The organism is Pimelobacter sp. 30-1, assembly GCF_018831735.1.
GTDB lineage: Bacteria > Actinomycetota > Actinomycetes > Propionibacteriales > Nocardioidaceae > Nocardioides.
This window is the reverse complement of sequence record NZ_NHTS01000002.1, coordinates 118,231-135,710: the sequence shown is the minus strand read 5'-3', so window position 1 is coordinate 135,710 and position 17,480 is coordinate 118,231. Positions and strand designations below refer to the sequence as shown.

The following is a 17,480-nucleotide window of genomic DNA, read 5'->3' as shown; positions in this document are numbered from 1 at the left end:
CCTCCTGCTGGATCGACGGGTGCTGCCCGGACCCGGCAACGGTCCGCGAGCAGATCGAGCGGCTCCTGCAGTCACCCCTCGGACGCAACGGCGGTTCCTGCGCCGAGCGGTCGCCCAGCAGGACGAGCGCATCCTGTCCCACCGGGCCGTCGTGGCCAGCGGCTTCGGCTCCTGGTGGCGCGACCCGACGGTCTGGTGGGACTGATGGACCAGCCTCACCCCGGCTTCGCGTACGCCGCCACGCCGGTGTCGAGGATGACGCAGGCCTCGTCGCCGACCGTCCAGGCGTCGTGGCCCGGATCGAGGTCGATGACGTCGCCCGGCCCGATGTCGAGCTCGGCGCCGTCGTCCGGCTTGATCGTCATCCTCCCGGAGACGCAGATACCGGTGTGATGGACCTGGCAGGAGTCGGTGCCGGCGATCGGCTTGACGTCGTTCGACCAGCGCCAGCCGGGCTCGAAGGTGCCGCGGCCGAGGGTGAAGGCGCCGAGGGTCACGACGTCCATGTGGCCGTGGTCCTGGAAGGCGCGGCGCTCGTGCGGGGTGTCGATGTTCTGCTTGTCGGACATGAGCCTCTCCTCTGCTCAGACGGTGGCGCGGGGGCGGATGTTCTGGTTGCCGGCGAAGACGTTGTCCGGGTCGTACTCGGCCTTGATCCAGGTCAGGCGCTCGTACTTGTCCGGGCCGAAGGCCGCCTTGATGCGCTCGTCGCCCTCGTCGCCGATGAAGTTGAGGTAGACGCCGCCGGTGGTGAAGGGCGCGTTGGCGCGGCGGTAGTCGCGGACCCAGGCGATGTTGGCGGCGTCGTCCGCGGCGTCGTCCCAGGTCGCGAAGGGATGGCTGACCCAGCGGGCGGAGCGCTGGCTGAGCGGGGTGGAGTCCGCGTCGATGCGGGCGACGGCGCCGCCCCACGGGAGGAGGAGGTGCTGGGTGATCGGCGAGGGACGGCGGGCGCCGGCGTCGAGGAAGACGTCGAGGGCGGCGTCCGGGAAGTCGTCGTGGTAGTCGGCACTCCAGTACTGCCGGAAGCCCGGCGGGTCGTCGATCATCGACTGCAGCTGGGCGTACGGCATCGGGCCGACCAGGTCGACCTCCGGCGACAGGTCGCGCATGACCTGGACGAGCTCCTGGCCCGTGGCGTGGTCGCCGTTCCAGCAGACCGCGACCCCGATCAGCGGTTGGCCCTGCAGGTGCGGCGGGATGAAGTCCTCGGGCGGACCACTGAGGACGACCAGGCCCGAGCCGAGCTCGTCAGGAGCATCGTCCGCCCAGTCCCGGAAGGCCAGCGCCACCTCGGCACCACGGGCGAGCGGCCAGGCCATCAGCCCGCCGATGATCATCGGGCCGACCGGGTGCAGCCGGAACTCCAGGGCCGTGACGACGCCGAAGTTGCCGCCGCCGCCCTTGCTCGCCCAGAGCAGGTCCTGGTGCTGGTGCTCGTCGGCGCGCACCTCGCGGCCGTCGGCGGTGACCAGCTCGACCGCCACCAGGTTGTCGCAGCTGAGCCCGTGCTGGCGCTCCAGCCAACCGGAGCCGCCCCCGAGCGTCAGTCCCGCCACCCCGGTCGTCGACACCCGACCACCGGTCGTCGCCAGCCCGTGCTCCTGGGCCGCGGCATCGAACTCGGCCCACGTGCAGCCGCCGCCGACCCGCGCCCGCCGGGCCGCCACGTCGATCTCCACGCCCTTGATCGGCCGTACGTCGACCACCAGACCGTCGTCATTGCTGGACTGCCCGGCCACCGAGTGCCCGCCCGAGCGTACGGCGACCGCGAGGCCGTCCCGGGCGGCGCGGTCGAGCGCCTCCTTGACGTCAGCGGGGCCGGTGCAGGCCGCGATCACCCGCGGCCGCTTGTCGATCATCGCGTTGAACAGCGCACGCTGCTCGTCGTACCCGGGCTCGCCTGGCCCGCACCACGTCGTCATGCCGACCTCCAGACTGCCTCCCCGGTCCCCCACGTTCCTCGGCACGGCGGCGGTGGGCATCCCGTGGACTGGGGAAAGCGATCGGCCTGCGCAGGGCGACAGAACCGCGGTACAACAGGACCCCGACCGATGAGACCGATGAGGAGGAGCGGTGCCGGACTGCGACTGCCACCTGTGCCGTCCCGACGCGTCGTACGGCGAGTGGGACCGCCGGGTCATCGACACCGTCCTCGAGCACGGGTGGCAGGTGCTGCTCATCGCCGGGGACGACTCCGGGCCGGCGTTCGCGTACACCGTGGGTCTGGGGCACCGGTGCGGCCACCCGGAGCTGCTGATGTCCGGTCTCGACCACGACCTGATGCACCGCTCGCTCAACCACCTCGCCCAGCGGATCATGGACGGCCGCCGTCTCGCCCCCGGGGACGCGATCGAGAACGTCCTGGGCGGCGTTCCCGTCGCTGTCGAGCAGGTCGCCGACGACGCGCTCCGCGAGACCGTGTCCTGGTCCGGCTGGTTCCACCGCCGCAAGCCGGAGGCATCGGCGCTCGTCTGGCCCGACACGAGCGGCGTGTTCGCGTGGCAGCCCGGTGCGCCGTCCGTCCTCGACGAGCGCCAGCCGCGCGCGTGGCGGGTGCCGATCGTTCATGCCGGTGGCCTGGCCGTGGCTCCGACGTGGGACTTCCCCGTCCCGCCGGACCAGCTGGCGTTCTCGTGCACCCACATCGTCGACGACGGCGACGTGGTCCTCTGGGCCGCCCGCGAGTCGGACGAGGTCCGCGGTGAGGACTGGAGCGTCCACTGCGGAGCCTCAGGTCACGAGACCGGCGACATGCGCGTCGTGCACCTCGCCCACCTGGTCCGCTCGGCGCCGAGCCTCCGCGAGCTGAGCAACCTGGGACGGGACGAGGACGCGTCGCGGACCGGTCCGGACGCCCCCTGGGTCACCGCCCCGCTGACGCGCTGAGCTGCCGGACCACCCACTCCGCCGCCGGCTTCGGCGCCCGCTGCGCCGCGAGGACGCCGGAGTGCCCGGTCCGCCACCACGACGGCGCGACGTCGACGCCCGCGGCCCGGTAGCGGCCGACGAGCGAGCGGGTCAGCCAGAAGGGTGCGACCTCGTCGACGGTGGCGGCGTCGATGCGGACCGGAAGGCCCGGGGGCAGCGGGAGGTGGGCGACGTCGTGGGCGCGCAGGGACGCCAGCAACCGCGACCGTACGGCGCCGCCGCGCGCCCCGAGGAGCGCCCGCGGCGCCAACCCCCCGAAGGAGTCCCGGCGGGCGAGCTCGGTGAGGGTGAGCTCGTCGAGCTGCGGCCAGAGCGAGCGGGCGCGGGGGCTCAGGCCGTCGGAGTCGACCAGGGCGGCGAGCGACGGGTCGGCGGTGGCGGCGCCGCTGATCATCAGGGCGATCAGGGCCGGGACGACGCCGAAGCCGGGTGGGGTGAGCGGCCAGCGCAGCGAGAGGCCGATCGTCTGGTCCATGCGGGTGACCGGGGCGAAGACGGCGCAGCCGGCGAGGGTCGTGCCGTCGACCGGTCCGGCGGAGGCCGCGTGGAGGGCGGCGACGGCGCCCTCCGAGTGCCCGGCCGCCACCCAGCGGTCGGCGAGGGCGAACGAGACCGAGGAGCGTGCGGCCACCAGGAGGTCGCGCACGGACGTCGCGAGCGCGGGGCCGATCAGGTACGGGTGCGGGCCGGGGCTGCCGAGGCCCTCGTAGTCGGGCTGGAGCACGGCCACGCCGGAGCCCAGCAGGTGCGCGACGAAGTGGTCGCCCTGCGTCATCCGGCGCACCTCGGGGCTGCCGGCCGCCGCCAGGCTGGGGGCGGAGCGGTCGCTCCCGCCGGAGGTCATGTGGCCGTAGGTGACGACCGGCCAGCCCCCGGCGGGCGGCGTACCCGGCGGCAGGTGGACGAGGCCGGTGAGCTCGGCGGGGGCACCGGTGACCGACGTCGAGGTGTACGCCACGCGCCACGACTCCCCCGCCGCGTCGAGCGCCGCGAGTCCCCGCGCCTGCTCGCGCTGGACGATCGCCGGCGCGCTCACCAGCGCCCCCGCGGCAGCCGGCGGCGGATCGCGCGCGGGATCAGGCCGAGCCGGCCGGCCGGGCGCTCGTCGGCGGCCGCCATCAGGTCGGCGAAGGCGTTGGCGACCGGGACCAGCTGGTCGACGTCGATCTTGTCGACGGTGTCGGCGTCGTCGTACAGGTAGAGCGGGCCGGACACGAGGCTGATCGTCGGGACGCCCGCGGTGAAGGTGAAGGAGGCGTCCGTGGGCATGCCGTCCAGGGCGAACTCCAGCAGGCTCGCGTTGAGCATCGACGTCGACCCGAGCCCGTGCCGGCGGATCGCCCGGACGACGGCGAGCTTCATCGGCAGCGAGACGTTCTCGAAGACCGCGCGGGGCTCGCTCTGGTCCAGGGTCTCGAAGCCGCCGTCGGCGCCCGCGCGAGCGCGCAGGCCGACGTGCTCGACGGTGAGGTTGAGCGCGAGCGGGTACGGGCTGTCGGGGTCGATCGTGTAGCGGCGGGCGAACGCGCGGTGCGCCTGGTAGCCGGTGAAGTGGCTGTCGAAGGTCACGAACATCAGCGTCTTGTGCCAGGGCCGACCGGCCCGGGTGCGCGCGACGGCGTGCTCGGCGAGGGCGATGACCTCCGCCGTACCGCTCGCGTCCTCCACCGCACCCGGGCCGATCGAGTCATGGTGCGACTGGACCATCACGGTCTCCGCCGAGGCGCCCCGCAGGACGCCGACGACGGTGCGCGCGGTCACCCGCCGGCGCTCCGCGACCAGCCGCAGCCGGGCGCGCGACCCGGTGCGCAGCCGGGCCCGCAGCACCGCGCCGGAGCTCCGGGTGATCCAGACGCCGGGCAGGGTGAGCAGGGTCCGCCGGTAGTACTCGTTGTGGTAGCTGAGCGACTCCGGGTAGTCCCGCAGCACGCCGATCACCCCCACCGCTCCGGCCGCCGCGGCGTCACGCAGCACCCGGGTCAGCGAGGTGATGTAGGGGTTGCGGGTCGCGAGCGTCTCGCGGTTGAGCATCCGGCGACCGGGGTCGTGGACGTACTCGCTCAGCGGCAGCACCGCCCACTGCGGCATGTCGAAGGTCAGGTCGAAGAGCACGATCCGCCCGGCGACGTCGTGGTCGCCGACCTTGCCGGCCCCGATGTCCACGACCTCGGCGTCGGTCCCGTCGGGGCCCGTGCCCAGCGTGCCGACGTGCTCGTGACCGGGCAGGGCGCAGTGCCGGATCGGCGCGCACGGGACCTCGACCCCGTCGACGTGCACCGTGGCCAGGCGCGGCTCCCAGGCGAAGGAGTCGGTCTCCTCGACCCAGACCTCGTCGAGGCCGGCCTGGCGGAAGCGGTCCTCGACGTACGCGGCCGCCTTGTCGCCGCCGGGCGTCCCGGTCGCGCGGGGGGCCATGGCCACCAGGTCCTCGATGGTGGCCATCAGCTCGTCGGTCGTGGCCACGTCACCGGTGCTCTGGCTCATGGTGCGACCCTAGGGAAGCCGTCACCTCGGCAGCCTCAGACGCCGGGAACCGACAACCTGCCGACCACTTGTGCGGGAGACTGGTCACATGACGCCTGCCGATGACGAGATCCGTCAGCTCGAGATCCTGCCGGAGATCGACCTCGCCCTGATCGACGCGCTCCAGGTGAACCCCCGGGCGCCGTGGACGACGGTCGCCACGGTCCTCGACATCGACGCGGCGACCGCCGCGCGCCGCTGGCGGCGGCTGCACGAGGAGCGGCTGGCGTGGTGGGTGGTGCGGCCGTCGGCGGCGCGGCTCACGCCGTACCTGGACGCGACGCTGGTGCTGCTGCGCTGCCCGCCCGGCACCGCCGCCGAGGCGGCCGAGCGGGCCGCGGCGCCGGAGTGGGCGCACACTGTCGACCTCCTCGCCGGTACGGCGGACCTCGGCGTCGTCGTCCTCGGCTCCGGACTGGCCGAGGTCGACGCCCGCGTCGACGAGCTGGCCGCGCGGTGCGGGGGCGAGGTGGTCGAGCGCCGCGTCGTCGCCGACGTGTACGCCGAGGACGCCGGCTGGCGGCTCGGCATCTGCTCGCCCTCCCAGCGGCAGGCGCTGCTGCCGCGCACCGACCAGCCCGCGCCCGCACCACCCCGCGCCGACCTGGTCGACGAGCTCCTCGCGGCCCTCGGGGACGACGCCCGGCTGAGCGGGCATGAGCTCGCGACCCGCGTCGGCGGCTCCGAGCCGACGGTGCGCCGCGGGCTCGACCGGGCGCTGCGCTCGGGGGCGATCCAGCTGGGCTGCGACCTGGCGAGCCCCGCTGCGGGCCTGGGCCGCGGCGCGCTGCTCGAGGTCGAGGTGGACGACCCGGTCCGCGCGGGCCGGGCGCTCGCGGCGGCGGGGCCGGTCCACCGCTGCGTCCAGACGGTCGGCGCCGGCAACCTCACCCTGGGGGTCCGGCTGACCTCACTCGCGCACCTGCCGGCGATCGAGGCCGAGCTCGCCGCACCGGCGCCCGGCTGGCGGGTCCGCGGCCGGCTGACGGTGCTGCGTCCGGTCAAGCGCCAGGGACAGGTCCTCGACTCAGTGGGACGCCGCGCTCTCGACGGGTGACTCCGGCGACACCGGCGGAGTCGTGCGCAGCGCCTGGTCCAGGCGGTAGGCGCGGATCGCCGGCAGGCTGAGCAGCACGAGCGCCGCGGGCACGAGCGACGTACCGGCGAGGACCGCGAGCCGCGCGCCGTCGTCGTAGGCGTCGAGGCCGCCCTCGTAGCCGCCGAGGGCGAGCACCACGCCGAGCAGCCCCGGCCCGAGCGCGAAGCCGAGCAGCTCGCAGCCGGCCCAGACGCCGGAGAAGAGGCCGATCCGGTTGTGCCCGGTGGTGCGGGCGTCGTGGGCGGCGACGTCGGGGAGCATGGCGAGCGGGAAGACCTGGATCCCGGCGTACCCGGCTCCGGTGACGGCAGCCCACACCACGCACCACGCGAGGCTGCCGCTCCACGCGCCGACCATCGCGACCAGGCCGCAGCCGAGGACGGCGGTGGCGATCAGGTAGCCGCCCTTCTTGCCGTTGCGCCGGCCCAGCCAGGCCCACAGCGGCGCGGAGAGCACGCCGGGCAGCACGAACGCGGCGAACAGGTAGCTGCCGGTGGTCGCGTCGCCGAGCAGCACCCGGGCGGCGTAGGCGACGGCGGCGAGCAGCATGCTCGTACCGGCGGCCTGCAGCACGAGCGCGATGACGAGCGGACGCGCGTGGGCGTTGCCGAGGACGACGCGCAGCTGGTCGCGCAGGCCTCCCCCGGCGGGCTCGGCACGGACCACGGGCGCGCCCCGGGTGCACCACCAGACCGCGAGCGAGCCGGCGACGATGACCAGTCCGGCCACCGCGCCCATCGCCCGGTAGCCGCCCGCGGTGGTCGCCAGCCAGGGCGCGATCACGCCGGAGACGGCGATCGCCGAGGTCACCACACCGACCCGCCAGGCCATCATCTGGGTGCGCACGCCGTAGTCGCCGGTCACCTCCGCGGACATCGCGAGGTAGGGCACCTGGAAGAAGGCGTACGCCGTCGCGGCGACCAGGTTGGCGACGAGCACCCAGGCCAGCGCGAGCAGGAAGGGCGTGCTCGGCCCGGTGAAGATGAACGCCAGGCCCAGCCCCATGACCGGGCCGGCCACGAGGAGGAAGGGGCGGCGGCGGTCGCGGCGGCGTACCCGGTCGCTGATCCGGCCGGCGAGCGGGTTGCAGACGAAGTCCCACGCCTTGGGCGCGAACACGATGAGCCCCGCGAGGAGCGCCCCGACGCCGAGCTCCTCGGTCAGGTAGGGCATGAGCAGCAGCGACGGGACCGTGCCGTAGACCCCGGTGGCGACGCCGCCGAGCGCGTAGCCCCGCCGGATGCGCGCGGGCAGCTCCTCAACCATGGGCCGAACGTAGAGGACGATCGGCAGAGCGCCCGTGAATGCAGGATTCCGTCATCGGGAGGCACCGAGGACGGCGCACCGCTCACGGCGGGCCGACGAGATCACGCGGTCGGTCGGGAGCGGGTGCGGCCCCAGCGTGGGGGCATGAGGCCGCACCCTCCGGCGAGCACGGGGGCGGACGCATCCTCGAACGCCGCACCCCGGGTAGCCCCGCCGGTAAGGCGAGGCTACCCTTCGTGCCGCTGGTTGTCCGGCGATCGGCGGAGGACGCGGAACGACTCACTCAGGTCACTCGGGCCAGGCGCCGGCCCGGATGATGTCGACGAAGTCGGTCCGCTCGAACGACGGGTCGAAGTGGGCGAGGACGTCGTCGTTCATCGTGCCGAAGGTGCTGGCGGGGCGGTGGGCCATGCCGTCGCGGAAGGCGCGGAGGATGCGGTTCTTGAAGTCCGGGCGCGGGTGCGCGGCGACGACCTCGGCGCGGTCCTCCTCGCTGATCTCGTGCAGGTCGAGGCCGAGGACGTCGGTCTCGACGCCCAGGGTGACCACGGCGACCTCGGGCGCCAGGTGCAGCGGGACCTCGGGCGTGGTGTGCAGGGCGATGGCGAGCCAGACGTCGCGGGCCTCGGCGGCCGAGCGGCCGTGGTCGAGCAGGAAGCGGCGGGCCGCCTCGGCGCCGTCGACCTCGAAGCGACCGGTGCTCGCGGCGTACGCCGGGGTGAGGCCGAGGTCGTGGAAGAGCCCGCCGACGTACGCGAGCTCGAGGTCGACGTCGAGACCGCGGTGGCGCGCCTTGAGCGCACCCCAGAGGAAAACGCGGCAGGAGTGGTGGAACAGGTCGTCGTCGGTGGCGGCGCGCACGAGGGCGGTCGCCTCGCGGACGAGCGTGGTGTCGGGGACGGTGATGCCGGCGATGGTGTCGGGCACGGGAGGACCTCCGGGAGGGGTGCGGGTGGACGCGTTCCACTCTCGGGCGCGCGACCCGGCTCCCCCAGGGCAGCGACGGACGGCTAGCCCTCGGATCCGGACATGCGGCCCGGCACCAGCGGTGTGGCGGTGGCGAACCGGTGGCGGTACTGGCTGGGCGAGACCCCCAGCCGCGCGACGAAGGTGCGCCGCAGCGTCTCGGCGCTGCCGAAGCCCGCGGCCCGCGCGGCCTGGGCGACACCGTGGCCGGTGTCGATCAGGGCCCGGGCGAGGTCGAGGCGGACCTGCTCGACGTACCGAGCGGGGGTGGTGCCGACCTCCGCGGCGAACAGCCGGGACAGGTGGCGCGGGCTCACGCCGACCAGCGCCGCCAGCCGGGCCGTCGTGTGCTCTCCGCCCGGATCGGCGGTGACCGCGTCGACGGCCGCCCGGACTGCGGGCGCGCGCGGCGGCCGGAGCTCCATCGGTGCCGAGAACTGCGACTGGCCGCCGGGCCGCTGGAGGAACACGACGAGGCTGCGGGCGACCGCCCGGGCGACCTCGACACCGTGGTCCTGCTCGACGAGGGCGAGCGCGAGGTCGATGCCGGCGGAGACGCCGGCCGACGTGAAGACGCCGTCGTCCTCGACGAAGAGCGCGTCCGGCACCACGTCGACGTCCGGGTAGGACCGCGCGAGCAGGCCCGCGTGCCGCCAGTGCGTGGTCGCGCGGCGGCCGTCGAGCGCACCCGCGGCGGCGAGCACGAACGATCCGGTGCAGATCGACACCAAGCGACGGGCCCGGGCCCCGAGCTCCGCGGCGGCGGCGAGCAGCTCCGCCGGGATCGCGCGCTCGACCAGGACGTCGCCGCCGCAGACGACGACCGTGTCGATCGGGCCGGGCAGGTCGGCCAGGTCGGCGGGCCGGCCGGACACCGGCAGGAGGGCGCCGGCGGAGGTGGTGACCGGCGTACCGCCGGGCGAGACGTAGTCGAGGCGGTAGGCCGCACCGAACCGCTCGGCCTCCGCGAACACCTCGGCCGGGCCGGCGACGTCGAGCCACTTGACGCCGTCGAACACCAGGAACACGACGCGGCTCACGCCCGCCACCCTAGGCCGCGGGCGAGCGCACTAGGTTGGCTCGGTGACCAGCACCGCCCGCGAGCTGACGATCCGCCCGGCCCACGGCCCCGCCGAGCACCCCGTGCTGGTGGACATCTGGCGCAGCGCGGTGCGGGCGACGCACGACTTCCTGGCCGAGGAGGACTTCGCCCGGATCGAGGGCGCGCTGGCGTCCGACTACTTCCCCGCGGTGACGCTGGTGGTGGCCGAGCGGGACGGGCGGGCGGTCGGGTTCGCGGGCGTCGCCGAGGACGGCCTGGAGATGCTGTTCGTCGCGGACGACGCGCGCGGCAGCGGCGTCGGTACGGCGCTGCTGGCCGAGGTGGTCCGCCGGTACGGCGTCACGCGGGTCGACGTCAACGAGCAGAACGCCGGCGCCCGCGGGTTCTACGAGGCGCACGGCTTCCGGGAGTCCGGACGCAGCCCGGTCGACGGCGACGGGCGGCCCTACCCGATCGTGCACCTGCGCCGGGCGGCCTAGCGCCGGAAGCGGTGCATCGCGTCGTCGAGACCCTCGTGGGCCCACCCGAGCGCGGCGAAGAAGGCGAACGCCGGGGCGTTGTCCGGGTCGACGAACGCGATCCATCCCTCGGCAGGCGGGTGCCCGGGCCACGCGGTGACCGCCGTGAGAGCCTCCGCCCCCACGCCCGTACGGCGCCGGGCCGGGTCGACGGCCGGGTCGGCGAGCACGTCGGCGAGCACGTGGTCGAGCCAGTCGGTGTCGAGCGGGCCGAGCTCGCGGTCGAGCACCTCGTCCGCGAACCACGCCTGCACCCAGGCCCAGTCGGGGCGTTCGAGACGGCGTACCAGGAGCACGCGGACCAGCATTCCACCGAGGTCACGGCCCGCGGCGGCGTAGAGTGAGCCACGTCTCGTCTGTCACGCCAGCACACCCCGTGCCGGCCTGGGCGGGCGCGGCTCGGAGCGAGCAGATGCCGGAAGCGGAACGACAGGACCAGCGCGACGACCGTGCGCTGCTCGCGGCCTGCCAGCAGGAGGTCAGCGCGGCCCGCGAGCGGCTCGAGGACGCCCGCCGGCGCGGCGCCCGGCAGGACATCGAACCCCTGCGGGAGCTCCTGATCGCCGCCCTCGAGGGCTACGCCGCCACGATCGAGCGATCCGGCGCCCCGCTGCCGCAGCGGCTCCAGGGCGAGCTGCGGCTCTACCGCGGCCTCGGCCGCCACTAGCGCCCGCTAGTTGCAGGGCGCGCCCTCGCAGCACGGCCGGATGTAGCCGCAGCCGTCGCAGCGCTCGTGGGAGGTCTCCCAGCGCATCATCGTGCCGCAGGCGGGACAGGGTTCGGTCAGGTCGGCCACCGGTCCAGGCTAGGCCGCCGCGACGGTACGACGGCGGAGGCGCGAGCGTCTCCGCCTAGGTCGGCTCGACGACGAGGAGCTTCGACAGCTCGGCCGGCGCTTGGGCGCGAGCTGCCGCGTCGAGCTCGACGAACACCAGGTCCCAGCTGTCACGGCGGACCGCGCGCTTGGCCCCCTTGCGGGCGGACTCGATGGCAGCCGCCTTCTTGCGGTGCTTGGCCACGGCGGTCAGGCGCAGCGTGCGCATGGTCGCCTGCTCCGTCCTCGTGGCGACCACCTCCGGCGACGACACCCCGTCGGTGCAGCGATCGATGGTCCCGGTGACGTCGAACCAGGCCCTCGCCGAGATCCCGACCGTCGCGGTCGCGCGGACCTTGAACACCCGGCCGGCCTTGCGCACCTGGTACCGGATCCCCTGCACCACGAGGGTGGCGAACCCCTCGGCGCCCTCCACCGCAGTGACCCGGGCGGACGGCTCGCACTCGGTCGTCCCCGCGGGCTCTGCTCGCGCGGGGGCGGCCGCCACGGCCAGAGCACCGGTCACGAGCAGCAGCACGAGAACGGGCGCGATCGCGCGCGCCCCGGAGATACGCCCCAGGTGGTTCACGCGGCCAATGTAGGGGAGCTGGTCGGGCAGGGGCAGCGCTTCTCGTTCTAGAGCAACCGTTCCACTATGGTGGCCCCATGCCCCGCCAGCGCCTCCACCCCGTCGAGGACCTGCTCGACGTCGCGGAGCAGCTGGTCACCTCCGGCGACCCGGCGGGCCTGACCCTGCGGGCGCTCGCAACGAGTGCGGGGGCGTCCAACGGGACGATCTACCACGCGTTCGGGTCCCGCGAGGAGCTGCTGGCGCGGCTGTGGCTGCGTGCGTCCGAGCGGCTCGGGACGCTGCTCGTCGCGGCGGCCGGGAGCAGTACTGCGGGGGCCGAGGCCGTCGTCGCGGCGGCGCTGGCGCCGGTCACGTTCACCCGGGAGCACCCGGCGAGCGCCCAGCTGTTCTTCGCCCAGCGCAGCGACCAGCTCTTCACCGCCGACCTCCCGGTCGCGCTCACCGACGCCCTCGCCGCCGACCGCCGGCGGTTCACCGGCCTGCTGACGACGCTGGCCCGGGGCGTCTGGGACCGCCGCGACCGGTACGCCGTCGAGGCCGTCGCGGCGTGCGTCGTCGACGTGCCCGGCGGCATCCTGCGGCGCGCGCTCATCGAGGGCCGCGCCGTGGACGCCGCTTCCGAGCGCCGGATCGAGGCCGCCGTCCGGGCGATCCTCGCCGAGCCCCTGGACCCACCCACCCACCGACCGTCCCACCGATCGAGGAGCACCCACCGATGACCAGCCTGACCCAGCACGACGGCGTCCACGTCCTGCGCCTCGGCACGACCGAGAACCGCTTCACCGCCGACCTGCTCACCACGATCGAGGAGGCGCTCGACCAGGTCGTGGCGGCGCCGGCGCCGCTGGTGACGGTCGCGGAGGGCAAGTTCTTCTCCAACGGCCTCGACCTCGACTGGGTGCTCGCGAACCCCGACGAGCTGGGGCCCTACTCGGCGCGGGTCGAGGTGCTGCTGGCGCGGTTCCTGACGCTGCCGGTGCCGACGGTGGCCGCGGTCAACGGGCACGCCTTCGGGGCCGGCGCGATGCTGGCGATGGCCCACGACTGGCGGGTGATGCGGGCCGACCGCGGGTACTTCTGCTTCCCCGAGGTCGACATCCGGATCCCGTTCACGCCGGGCATGGCGGCGCTCATCCAGGCCAAGCTGACGCCCCGCGCGGCGCTCGACGCAATGGCGACCGGCCACCGGTACGGCGGCGCGGAGGCCGAGGCCGCCGGACTGGTCGACGCGACGGCGACCGAGGACCGGCTCCTCGCCGACGCCGTCGCGAGGGTCGCGCCGCTGGCCGGCAAGGACGCCCCTACACTCGGCGCCATCAAGGCGACGATGTACGCCGACGCCGCGCGCGCCCTGCGCCACGAGCAGCCGTAGGAGAGACCCCATGCGCATCGTCTCGGTCAACGCCTGGGGCGGTGCCCGCTACGACGACCTGGCGGCGTGGCTGCCGGAGAGCAAGGCTGACGTCGTGTGCCTCCAGGAGGTCACCCGGACCGCGGACCTGGGCGGGTGGACGTCGTTCGAGGACGCCGACCGCTCGCTCCCCCAGCGCGCCAACCTGTACGACGACGTGCGCGCCCTGCTGCCCGGCCACACGGCGCTCTTCGTCGCCAGCGACGCCGGCCCGGTCACCGACCCCGAGGGCCGGCGCCACCACCAGGACTTCGGGCTCGGCACCTTCGTCGCGCCGCAGGTGCCGGTGCTCGGCACCGCCGAGGGCTTCGTGCACGGCGCCTTCACCGACCACGACGAGTGGGAGGTCAGCGAGCGCCCGCGCGCCGTGCAGGGGCTGCGGGTCGCCGACCCGGTGGTGACCGGGCGGACCGTGTGCGTCGTCCAGCTCCACGGGCTGCGCGACAGCGCGGGCAAGGGCGACACCCCGGCCCGGCAGGCGCAGGCCGAGCGGCTGGCGGCGTTCGTCGAGGCGACCCGCGCGGACGGCGACCTCGTGGTCGTCGCCGGCGACCTCAACCTGCTGCCCGGCAGCGCGACGTTCGGCGTGCTCCGCGAGGTGGGTCTCACCGACCTCGTCGGCACGGCGGACACCCGGACCGCGGCGTACCCCAAGCCGGTGCGGCACGCGGGCTACCTGCTCGTCTCGGACCCCGGTGCGGTCGCGGACTTCGCCGTCCTGGAGGCCCCGGAGGTCTCCGACCACCGGATCCTCGCGCTCACCCTCTGAGCGCCGCCGCGACCTCGCGCGCGACCCGCTCCCCCGACTCGATCGCGCCCTCGATGTAGCCGGGGTGGTCGCTCGCGGTCTCGGTGCCGGCCCAGTGCAGGTGCCCGTCGGGCGTCGAGGGCAGCGGCAGGTAGCCGGCCCGGCTGCCGGGCAGCGGCAGCGCGACGTACCCGCCGCCGACGTGCTCGTCGCGGTGCCACGCCTTCTCGTGCCAGCCCGCGGGCTCGAGGACGGCGGCGCCGAGGTGGGGCGCGAGCTGCCCCAGCAGCGCGGTACGGCGTCCGGCCGGGTCGAGGTCGTCGAGCGCCCGGGCGTCCGGACCGGCCACGAGGAAGCACAGGTGCCCGGGACCGTCAGGCGGTGAGGTGTCGAAGCACGCTCCCCCCGGCTGACCCAGCAGCAGCACCTCGGCCTCGTGCCCCGCGTCGCGCCAGAACGGCCGCTCGTAGACGGCGATCGCCTTGTACACCGTCCCCAGGTACGACGCCTCCTCCGCCGCGCTGCGCCAGGCCGGCAGCGGCGGGTGGTGCGCGATCCGCGCGGCCGTGGGCGGCGGCACGGTCACCACGGCCTTGGCCGCTCGGACGTCACCACCGGCCGTGCGCAGCGTGACGCCCTCGGCATCGCGCTCGATCGCGGTCACCCCGCGGCCGGTGTGCAGCCGGGGGCCGAGCTCGGCCGCGATCCGCTCCACGAGGACCCCGGCGCCGTCGACGAGCAGGCTGTCCTGGGCCCCGCCGCGGGTGCGGAGCATCGCGACCAGGCCGCCCTGGACCTGGGCCGTCGACGCCATCGCGTGCGCGGTGAGCCGGTCGAGGTCGGCCGTCGTCGCGACCCCGGCGGTGACCTCGAGGATGCGCCGGGCCTGATCGCCGGGCACCCGGGCGATCACCTCGTCCAGCGTGCGCCGCTCCCAGCGCCCGGGGGCGCCGGTGCGTGCGGCGAGCGCCCAGCGGGCGAGGACCGCGAGGGCCGTCAGCGCGGCCGGGTGGGCCATCCCGATCGTGCTCGCGCCGTCGACGAGCCCCGGCTGCCGGGGCGTGCGCATCCGGAACGTGGGAGCGTCGAGCTCGGCCGCGAGCGCCGCGAACCGGCGGTGCCCGTGCCCCAGCCACTGACCGCCGAGGTCGAGCCGGGAGCCGAGCACCGACGTCTCCGCCAGCATCCGGCCGCCCGGCCGGTCGTTCGCCTCCAGCACCAGGACCTCGACGCCGCGCCGGGTCAGCTCCCGGGCCGTGATCAGCCCCGACATGCCCGCACCGACCACGGCCACCGTGGTCTCGACCCGCTCGGGGTTCTGCTCCGCCACCGCATTCTCCTCAAAGTCGGACAACCGTCCGACAAATGAGAACTGATGAGCGGCGATTCCGCAAGGGGTCAGCGGCGGCGCTTGCGCGCGACCGGCTGCGGGTCCGCGTAGAGCAGAAGCATCTCGATCGCGTGGCCGAGGTCGCGCCGCGAGCGCTCGGGGTCGGGCACCGCGGCGTACTGGAGGACCAGGCCGTCGATGGCCGCGAGCGCGAGCCGGCCGAGGGCGTCGTACCCGACGGCGCAGCGCTCCCCCGCCTGGGCCGCCGCCTCCTCGCAGAACTCCGTGACGAGGGCGCTGTAGCGCTCGAACTGCAGCCGGGCCAGGCCACCCGACCCCTCGGTGCGCAGGGAGTACGACAGCAGCTCGTACTGCATGAGCTGCAGTCCGACGCCGCCGTCGACGAGCGAGTCCCAGAAGCTCGTGAGCCCCTGGCGGACCACCTTCTCGACGCCCTGGTCGACCTCGAGACCGGCCCGGATCAGCTCGGCGGTCTGGTCGACCACGGTCGCGATCACCGACCGGAGCAGCTGGTCCTTGCTCGGGAAGACGTAGTGGAGCGTCCCGAGCGGGACGTCGGCCGCCGCGGCGACCGCACGCAGCGTCGTCGCCGGCACGCCGACCTCGCTGAGCACGCCGATGGCGGCCGCGACGATCTGGTCCTCACGCTCTGCCGGCTTCAGGTAGGCCATGCCCTTCAGCGTACATTCGGACGCTCGTCCGAATCACTGTAGAGCCGGAAGAGCCGCAAGGGCGACCCGGACTCACCCGGCGCGGGCGGCAGCGCCCGCAGCGCCGCCCAGCACTCGCGGGCCAGCCGGCGGGCCTCGGCGCCCGGCCACGGCTGCGGCAGCAGCTCGGGCGGGAGCAGCGGGTCAGGGGTCAGCGCGCGGCCGAACTCGGCGGCCAGCTCGACGGCCAGCCGGGTCCGCTCCGCCGCGGTCACCACCTCGCCACCGGCGACGCGGTCGGCGCCGGCCCGGGCGAGCGCGGCGAGCTCGCGGTGGCGGGCGGCGATCTCGTCGAGCGGCCAGAGCAGGGCGGCGAGCCGCCGGGGCTCGTCGGTCGTGCCGACCCGCAGGTCGCGCGTGGACAGCACGCTGAGCGCGTCCTCGACGCCGAGGTGGCGGGCCCGGGCCTCGACCAGGTCGCCGATGGCGTTGGCCGCGACGTACATCCCGCCCGGCAGCGGCGCGGCGCCGAGGTGGACCAGCGTCTCGCGCAGCCCGTCGCGGGCCGCCCGGCGCGACTCGGGGACGGCGAAGCCGAAGAGGTGCCAGGTGCCGGACCACGGCTCCAGGCCGTCGTCCTGGCGATAGGCGTAGCGGACGTGGTCGGCGTCCGGCGCGAGCGCGCCCGTGGGATGACCGGGGTCGGCCAGCGCGGTCAGCACGGCTTTGCGGCCGCGGCCCTCGTGGGCGAAGCGGCCCTCGGCGACGAGCCGCTTGAGGCACAGCCGCACCTGCTGGTCGGTCATGCCGAGCAGCCCGGCGACGTCGTACAGCTCCCCTGCGTCGACGACTCCGTCCTCGCGGACCAAGGCGTGCACCAGCAGCCGGGTCGGGATCGGCCCGTTCATCTCACGCTCCCCTTCGCTCGGTCGGCGCCCCCATCGCCCGGTGCATCGTCGTCACCGCTCCGAAGCCCATCATGGCGCGCAAGTACGGCGTCCGGTGGGTCCGCACCGCCGTGAACCCGTTGCGCTCGTAGAGCGCCCGCGCCCGCGGGTTGACGTCGATGACGTCGAGCCGGATCCGGCGGCAACCCTCCTCGGTCGCCACCGCGGCGACCTCGTCGAGGAGCCGGCCGCCGATCCCGCCGCCCCGGGCCTGCGGCGCCACGCAGATCCCGTCCATCACCAGCTCGCCGCGGGCCGCGGTGCGCTCCAGGATCGCGAGCAGCGCCACCCGCGGCAGCCCGCGGACCCGGCCGTACCGGGCGAGCACGTCGCCGGCGGTGCCGCCGAGCAGCGCCCGCCCGCCGAGCCGGTAGCCCGCGACCCCCAGCACCGCGCGGCCGTCGTCGCCGAGCACGACGATGCCGCGGTCGTGGTTCAGGTGCTCGGCCAGGAAGGCCCGGCCGGCAGCGGCCGGCCCGAGCGCGGCCCCAAGCTTGCGGCCGAACGCCTCCCAGTAGAGCGCAGCCACCTCGTCCTCGCACCCCGCCGGCACCCCTCGCACCACCCGCATGGCTCGCACCTTTCGCTCGTTTTCGCCACG

At 75.0% G+C, this 17,480-nt stretch carries 21 protein-coding genes; 7 read left to right on the top strand and 14 right to left on the bottom strand.

The genetic code is table 11. The features are described from left to right. Positions 1 to 215: 215 nt before the first annotated feature. Positions 216 to 569, bottom strand: coding sequence for a cupin domain-containing protein (locus CCO04_RS05090; RefSeq protein ID WP_215813037.1), 354 nt, complete (start codon positions 567 to 569; stop codon positions 216 to 218). 15 nt (positions 570 to 584) lie between these two features. Continuing rightward, positions 585 to 1,925: an FAD-binding oxidoreductase gene (locus CCO04_RS05085; protein ID WP_215813036.1), complete on the bottom strand. Its 1,341-nt coding sequence runs from the start codon at positions 1,923 to 1,925 to the stop codon at positions 585 to 587. Positions 1,926 to 2,076: 151 nt separating this feature from the next. On the opposite strand from CCO04_RS05085, the gene CCO04_RS05080 reads away from it, so the two are divergent. Beyond that, positions 2,077 to 2,889, top strand: coding sequence for a DUF4262 domain-containing protein (locus CCO04_RS05080; RefSeq protein ID WP_215813035.1), 813 nt, complete (start codon positions 2,077 to 2,079; stop codon positions 2,887 to 2,889). Here the strand turns inward: CCO04_RS05080 and CCO04_RS05075 are convergent. Further along, a complete protein-coding gene (locus CCO04_RS05075) occupies positions 2,867 to 3,967 on the bottom strand; it encodes a lipase family protein (RefSeq protein WP_215813034.1) in 1,101 nt (366 codons plus the stop codon). The genes CCO04_RS05080 and CCO04_RS05075 overlap by 23 nt on opposite strands. Beyond that, on the bottom strand, positions 3,964 to 5,415 hold the full coding sequence (locus tag CCO04_RS05070) for a M28 family peptidase (protein WP_215813033.1): 1,452 nt from the start codon (positions 5,413 to 5,415) through the stop codon (positions 3,964 to 3,966). The genes CCO04_RS05075 and CCO04_RS05070 overlap by 4 nt, the downstream gene beginning before the upstream one ends. Positions 5,416 to 5,503: 88 nt before the next feature. Here CCO04_RS05070 and CCO04_RS05065 point away from each other — a divergent pair, with 88 nt between their 5' ends. After that, positions 5,504 to 6,511 carry an AsnC family transcriptional regulator gene (locus CCO04_RS05065; RefSeq protein WP_215813032.1) on the top strand — a complete coding sequence of 336 codons (1,008 nt, stop codon included), beginning with the start codon at positions 5,504 to 5,506 and terminating at the stop codon, positions 6,509 to 6,511. On the opposite strand, the gene CCO04_RS05060 is transcribed toward CCO04_RS05065, so the two are convergent. The 3 genes from CCO04_RS05060 to CCO04_RS05050 form a co-directional block, all read right to left on the bottom strand. After that, positions 6,482 to 7,819: an MFS transporter gene (locus CCO04_RS05060; protein WP_215813031.1), complete on the bottom strand. Its 1,338-nt coding sequence runs from the start codon at positions 7,817 to 7,819 to the stop codon at positions 6,482 to 6,484. The genes CCO04_RS05065 and CCO04_RS05060 overlap by 30 nt on opposite strands. Positions 7,820 to 8,107: 288 nt before the next feature. Further along, a complete protein-coding gene (locus CCO04_RS05055) occupies positions 8,108 to 8,746 on the bottom strand; it encodes an HD domain-containing protein (RefSeq protein ID WP_215813030.1) in 639 nt (212 codons plus the stop codon). Positions 8,747 to 8,829: 83 nt separating this feature from the next. Continuing rightward, positions 8,830 to 9,825: a GlxA family transcriptional regulator gene (locus tag CCO04_RS05050; RefSeq protein ID WP_308281131.1), complete on the bottom strand. Its 996-nt coding sequence runs from the start codon at positions 9,823 to 9,825 to the stop codon at positions 8,830 to 8,832. A 43-nt stretch (positions 9,826 to 9,868) separates the two neighbouring features. Here CCO04_RS05050 and CCO04_RS05045 point away from each other — a divergent pair, with 43 nt between their 5' ends. Then, on the top strand, positions 9,869 to 10,327 hold the full coding sequence (locus CCO04_RS05045; RefSeq protein WP_308281130.1) for a GNAT family N-acetyltransferase: 459 nt from the start codon (positions 9,869 to 9,871) through the stop codon (positions 10,325 to 10,327). Here the strand turns inward: CCO04_RS05045 and CCO04_RS05040 are convergent. Beyond that, on the bottom strand, positions 10,324 to 10,674 hold the full coding sequence (locus CCO04_RS05040) for a GNAT family N-acetyltransferase (RefSeq protein ID WP_215813028.1): 351 nt from the start codon (positions 10,672 to 10,674) through the stop codon (positions 10,324 to 10,326). The genes CCO04_RS05045 and CCO04_RS05040 overlap by 4 nt on opposite strands. 104 nt (positions 10,675 to 10,778) lie before the next feature. Between CCO04_RS05040 and CCO04_RS05035 the strand changes: the two genes are divergently transcribed. Beyond that, on the top strand, positions 10,779 to 11,033 hold the full coding sequence (locus CCO04_RS05035; protein ID WP_215813027.1) for a hypothetical protein: 255 nt from the start codon (positions 10,779 to 10,781) through the stop codon (positions 11,031 to 11,033). A gap of 6 nt (positions 11,034 to 11,039) precedes the next feature. On the opposite strand, the gene CCO04_RS29115 is transcribed toward CCO04_RS05035, so the two are convergent. Together CCO04_RS29115 and CCO04_RS05030 are read right to left on the bottom strand one after the other, a co-directional pair. Then, entirely contained in the window at positions 11,040 to 11,162 is a 123-nt protein-coding gene (locus CCO04_RS29115; protein ID WP_256448406.1) for a hypothetical protein, read from the bottom strand. A gap of 55 nt (positions 11,163 to 11,217) precedes the next feature. Further along, entirely contained in the window at positions 11,218 to 11,769 is a 552-nt protein-coding gene (locus tag CCO04_RS05030; RefSeq protein ID WP_215813026.1) for a hypothetical protein, read from the bottom strand. Positions 11,770 to 11,846: 77 nt separating this feature from the next. Between CCO04_RS05030 and CCO04_RS05025 the strand changes: the two genes are divergently transcribed. The 3 genes from CCO04_RS05025 to CCO04_RS05015 are packed head-to-tail and all read left to right on the top strand — an operon-like array spanning position 11,847 to position 13,952. Beyond that, on the top strand, positions 11,847 to 12,491 hold the full coding sequence (locus CCO04_RS05025) for a TetR/AcrR family transcriptional regulator (protein ID WP_215813025.1): 645 nt from the start codon (positions 11,847 to 11,849) through the stop codon (positions 12,489 to 12,491). Further along, entirely contained in the window at positions 12,488 to 13,144 is a 657-nt protein-coding gene (locus CCO04_RS05020; protein WP_215813024.1) for an enoyl-CoA hydratase-related protein, read from the top strand. Before CCO04_RS05025 ends, CCO04_RS05020 begins: the two co-directional genes overlap by 4 nt. 10 nt (positions 13,145 to 13,154) lie before the next feature. Next, complete coding sequence (locus tag CCO04_RS05015; protein WP_215813023.1) at positions 13,155 to 13,952, top strand: endonuclease/exonuclease/phosphatase family protein; 798 nt, start codon at positions 13,155 to 13,157, stop codon at positions 13,950 to 13,952. Here the strand turns inward: CCO04_RS05015 and CCO04_RS05010 are convergent. From CCO04_RS05010 to CCO04_RS04995, 4 genes are all read right to left on the bottom strand, one after another. Then, positions 13,942 to 15,261, bottom strand: coding sequence for an NAD(P)/FAD-dependent oxidoreductase (locus CCO04_RS05010; RefSeq protein WP_308281129.1), 1,320 nt, complete (start codon positions 15,259 to 15,261; stop codon positions 13,942 to 13,944). The genes CCO04_RS05015 and CCO04_RS05010 overlap by 11 nt on opposite strands. A 68-nt stretch (positions 15,262 to 15,329) precedes the next feature. Then, entirely contained in the window at positions 15,330 to 15,953 is a 624-nt protein-coding gene (locus CCO04_RS05005) for a TetR/AcrR family transcriptional regulator (RefSeq protein ID WP_215813022.1), read from the bottom strand. A 5-nt stretch (positions 15,954 to 15,958) separates the two neighbouring features. Beyond that, complete coding sequence (locus CCO04_RS05000; protein WP_215813021.1) at positions 15,959 to 16,840, bottom strand: PaaX family transcriptional regulator C-terminal domain-containing protein; 882 nt, start codon at positions 16,838 to 16,840, stop codon at positions 15,959 to 15,961. A 1-nt stretch (position 16,841) separates the two neighbouring features. After that, on the bottom strand, positions 16,842 to 17,450 hold the full coding sequence (locus tag CCO04_RS04995; protein ID WP_215813020.1) for an N-acetyltransferase: 609 nt from the start codon (positions 17,448 to 17,450) through the stop codon (positions 16,842 to 16,844). Positions 17,451 to 17,480: the final 30 nt, after the last annotated feature.